This is a genomic window from Micromonospora sp. NPDC003776, assembly GCF_053605645.1.
The window spans coordinates 1-3,997 of sequence record NZ_JBSGJR010000612.1; the positions used below are offsets into that span (position 1 = coordinate 1).

At 74.6% G+C, this 3,997-nt stretch carries 4 protein-coding genes; 2 read left to right on the plus strand and 2 right to left on the minus strand.

The genetic code is table 11. The annotated features are described in order from the left end of the window. Positions 1 to 981: hypothetical protein (locus tag ACWEVO_RS31920; protein WP_452311172.1), on the plus strand; the 981-nt coding region annotated here is incomplete at its 5' end. A 178-nt stretch (positions 982 to 1,159) separates the two neighbouring features. Here the strand turns inward: ACWEVO_RS31920 and dacB are convergent. Next, positions 1,160 to 2,743 carry a D-alanyl-D-alanine carboxypeptidase/D-alanyl-D-alanine endopeptidase gene (gene dacB / locus ACWEVO_RS31925; protein ID WP_452311173.1) on the minus strand — a complete coding sequence of 528 codons (1,584 nt, stop codon included), beginning with the start codon at positions 2,741 to 2,743 and terminating at the stop codon, positions 1,160 to 1,162. Positions 2,744 to 3,059: 316 nt separating this feature from the next. Between dacB and ACWEVO_RS31930 the strand changes: the two genes are divergently transcribed. After that, entirely contained in the window at positions 3,060 to 3,341 is a 282-nt protein-coding gene (locus tag ACWEVO_RS31930) for a HesB/IscA family protein (RefSeq protein WP_452311174.1), read from the plus strand. Positions 3,342 to 3,346: 5 nt separating this feature from the next. On the opposite strand, the gene ACWEVO_RS31935 is transcribed toward ACWEVO_RS31930, so the two are convergent. Beyond that, a partial coding sequence (locus ACWEVO_RS31935; protein WP_452311175.1) for a beta family protein occupies positions 3,347 to 3,997 on the minus strand: 651 nt, incomplete at its 5' end.

The window sequence follows — 3,997 nt, forward strand, 5'->3', positions numbered from 1 at the left end:
GACGTCATGACGCAGACCCTGCCGCCGCCGGCCGTTTCCCGTCCGGTCCCGCGCGCTCCCGCCTGGCCCGCGTACGCCCTGGTGGCGTGGGCGGTCGGCTACGGCGCCCTGCGGGCGGGTTGGCTGGTGGCCGGGGCGCCGTCGTTCGGGCCGCTCGGCACCGACCTGGTGGTGGTCACCGGCTGGTGGTCGGTGGCGCTCTGCGCCGCCACGGGGATGGTCGGCGTCGGGCTGGCCCGGGCCCGCGCCTGGCGGCCGGCCCTGGCGGGGGCGGCCTGGACGGCCTGCGCGGCCCTGCTGCTCTCCTGCGCGCTGCTGCTGCTGGACGTGGTCGGCTTCCTGATCTTCCACCTCACCGCGGCGTTCACCGTGGCCGGCTTCCTCAGCCGGGTCGGCGCGGTCACCGGTGCGCTGCTGCTGCACAGGGCCGCGCTGGCCCACCTGCGCCGCTACCGGGGGGACTGCGGCGGGTGCGGCCGGACCCGGTCCTCGGGTGGCCCGGTGCCGCGTTGGGCCCGCGTCGCGGCGTGGAGCGCGGTGGCCGGCTGCCTGGTCCGGCTGGCCGCCCAGGTGGCGGTCGGCTTCGGTGGCCTGCCGCTGGCCCAGGGACTCTCGGCGGCGCTCTTCGAGGTGGGCTTCCTGCTCGCCGGGGTGCTGCTGCCGCTGGCCCTGGTCCACCGGTGGGGGACCGTCTGGCCGGGCTGGGTGCCGCTGCTGGCCGGCCGGCGCGTACCCCGGATGCTGCTGCTGGTGCCGGCGGCGGTCTTCGGCCTGGGTCTGATCGGCTACTTCGGGATCGGCCTCGGCCAGCTCACCGTGGAGACCGTCACCGGCACGTTCGACCCGGGAGACGGTCGCTACCCGCTGGCCTTCTTCTGGGTGGCCGAGTCCGGCTACTGGGTCTGGGGCTGGGGCCTGACCGCCGCCGCGCTGATCCACCACCGGCGGACCCGCCGGCCGTGCCCGCGCTGCGGCCGGTGAGCCGGGGACAGTTCGTCCGTCGCGGGCCGCACGGTGCTCACCCGGCACGGCTGCCGTCCGCCGAGATCGACGCCCTGATCGAACGCGGTGACCCGGCCGCCGTGCCGGGGCCCCACCGCCCGGGCGCCTGACGGCCCGTGCCCCTGCCCGGTCCCGCGCGGGCAGGGGCACCCGGCGATCAGCACACGGTCGGCTTCACCCAGGAGCACTCCAGGCCCTCGGGCACCCGGGGCGAGTCGGGCGCCGTCGGCACCGTCAGCCGCGCCGTGGTCGTCGCCTTCTCGGTGTACGACGCCAGCGCGATCGCGATCTGGTCCTCCAGCCCCTTGACCGACGAGGTCAGGTAGTTGTTGAACACCACCGAGAACGCCAGCAGGTGGCCGTCGGCGTCGGTGGCGTAGCCGGAGAGGCTGGACACCCCGGTCAGGCTGCCGGTCTTGGCGTGCACGTTGTTCGCCGCGGCGGTGCCCCGCATCCGGCTGCGCAGCGTGCCGCCGACGAATCGCTCGGCGTTGCCGGCCACCGGCAGCGCCGCGTACCAGGTGTCGAACCAGGGCTCGGCGCGCACCGCCGACAGCAGCGAGACGAACTGGGCCGGTGGGATCAGGTTGCGCCGGGACAGGCCGGAACCGTCCCGCTGGCGCAGCGTCCCGGTGTCCATCCCGGAGTCGCCGACGTACTCTCCGATCGCGGTCAGCCCGGCGTCCCAGGTGCCGGACCCGGTGAGCACCCGGCCCAGCTCCTTGGTGAGCACCTCGGCGTGGCCGTTGTTGGAGAGCTTGAGGAAGGGCACCATCAGCTCGGACAGCGGCATCGAGTCGTGCCGGGCGACCGTCCTCGCGTCATCCGGGGCGGGCCGGCCGAGCACGGTCCGGCCGAGGACCCGCACGCCGTGCCGTTGCAGCGCCGAGCGGAAGATGTCGGCGGCGTACCCGGTCGGCTCCCAGACCGTCATCCAGTCGCTCTCCGGGGCCTGACCGACGGCGATTTGCCCGGTCACCACGATGGTGTTGCCGCCGTGCTCGCGTTCGAAGGAGATGGCCGTCTCGCCGGCGGCCACCGTCTCGGCCCGGTTCTCGATCCGCAGCCAGCCGTTGGGCGGGGTCATGGTGATCTCCGGGCGGCCGCCGGCCGCGCCGGCCGGGGCGGCGTGCACGATCACCGTGCCGGCGTCGTAGTCGGTGTCCGGGGCCACGGTCAGCGCCGACACCTGGGCGGCGTAGTAGTAGGACTCGTCGTCCCAGGTCCAGTCCGGGCCCAGCCGGGTCCGGTCGTAGCGGGTGTCGTCGGCGACCAGGTTGCCCGCCACTACCCGGACGCCCTCGGCGGCCACCTGCGCGGCCAACCGGTCGTAGTCCGCGGCCAGCATCGTCGGGTCGCCCCCGCCGCGCAGGTAGAGGTCGCCGGAGAGCAGCCCGGCCCGGCGTACGCCGGCACTGGCCACGTCGGTGGTGAAGCGGTGACCCGGGCCGAGCAGTTCCATCGCGGCCGTCGAGGTGAGCAGCTTGGTGTTGGAGGCCGGGACCAGCCGCCGGTCCCCGTTGCGGTCGTAGAGGGTCCGCCCGGTGGTGGTGTCCACCACGACCACCCCCGCCTGCGCCCCGGACAGCCGGGAGTCGGCGAGGACCGCGTCGATGGTCGCGTTCAGCCGCAGCTGCGCCGGGGTGGGCGCGTCGGCCGTGGCGGTGGGCGCGCCGGCGGTGGCCGCGGTGGCGACCAGCGCCAGCACCGCGAGCGCCCGGGAAAAGAGACGACGATGCATGCGCCGATGCTGCCATGGTGCTTTCTTCCGGAAAAGGGCTGGCAGGGAAAAGTTTTTTCCGAAACCCTCCCGGTTACCCGGATCCGGGCGCGCGAAACCCCTGGTCACCCGTTCGTGGTCGGGGTGCGCCGCCACGCTGTCGACTGACCCGGCTCTATTTGACGGATGGCGGGCCAGGGGGGACCGTAGGCGAAGGGGAGCGTTCGAGCTGCCCCGCTTCGTCAGGCGAAGACCGATTCGCCGTTCTGGCGCGCATCGGGCCGTACAGTCCGAGTCGACCCGCCCCGAATCCCGCAGCAGCCATAGGAGTCTCGCCATGCTGACCATGACCGACAACGCCGTCCTGGTGATCCGCGACCTCGCCGCCCAGCAGGACGTCGCCGAGGCCGGCGGGCTGCGGATCGCCGCCGACACCGACGCCGGGTCGCTCTCCATCGAACTGGTCGAGCAGCCGGCCCAGGGCGACCAGGTGGTCGACAACCAGGGTGCCCGGATCTTCCTCGACGCCGACGCCGCCGAACTGCTCAACGACACCTCCGTCGACGCGGAGGTCGACGACGAGGGGATCGTGCAGTTCGGCTTCACCGAGAAGGAGTGACGCACTCACCCCGCCCGGCGGTGCTCGCCACCACGGGGTGATCGGCCGGGGTGACCCCGAACGGACACGTCCGGCCCGGGCCGCCACGGCCCGTCGCGCGGCTCCCGCAGCGCGGCCAGCACGTGCGCCAGGTGGTGCGAGGTGCTCCACGCGATCCAGTTGGCCGGTGAGCCCGCCCCGGCGCCGCGCCGGGCCCGGCGCAGGATCTCGTGATCGCCCCAGGAGAAGCCCGCCCCGGCCGCCGGCCACCACGGCGCGGACACCAGCGTCCGGCACAGGTCGGCGACGCGCTCGTCGCCCCGCCCGCCCCGCCGAGCCCAGCGGTAGATCCACCACGCGCCGTCCGCGGTGTACCGCAGCGTCGGCAGCCGGTCGCCCGGCCCGTCCGCGTCCGGCGTCGCCGGGACGACGCCGTAGTCGCCGTAGCCGACGCCCAGATCGGCCAGGGCCCGCCACAGCTGCCAGTCGAACCGATCGAGGCGGACCGGCTCGTCGGTGGGGAGCCGGGCCAGCGTCGGCGGCATCCCGCCGCCCACCACCGTGACCGAGCGCCAGGCGTGCCACTGGCCGGTCTTCGCCTTGCCGGCGCCGTCGCTGAAGGTGAGCTTGGTGCGGTACGCCAGCCGGGTGGACGAGCCGTTGCCGGTGATCCCGTA

What these genes read in the sequence shown, in the direction of transcription:
- dacB (WP_452311173.1), bottom strand. Translation starts at nt 2,743, where the DNA reads ATGCATCGTCGTCTCTTTTCCCGGGCGCTCGCGGTGCTGGCGCTGGTC.
- ACWEVO_RS31930 (WP_452311174.1), top strand. Translation starts at nt 3,060, where the DNA reads ATGCTGACCATGACCGACAACGCCGTCCTGGTGATCCGCGACCTCGCC.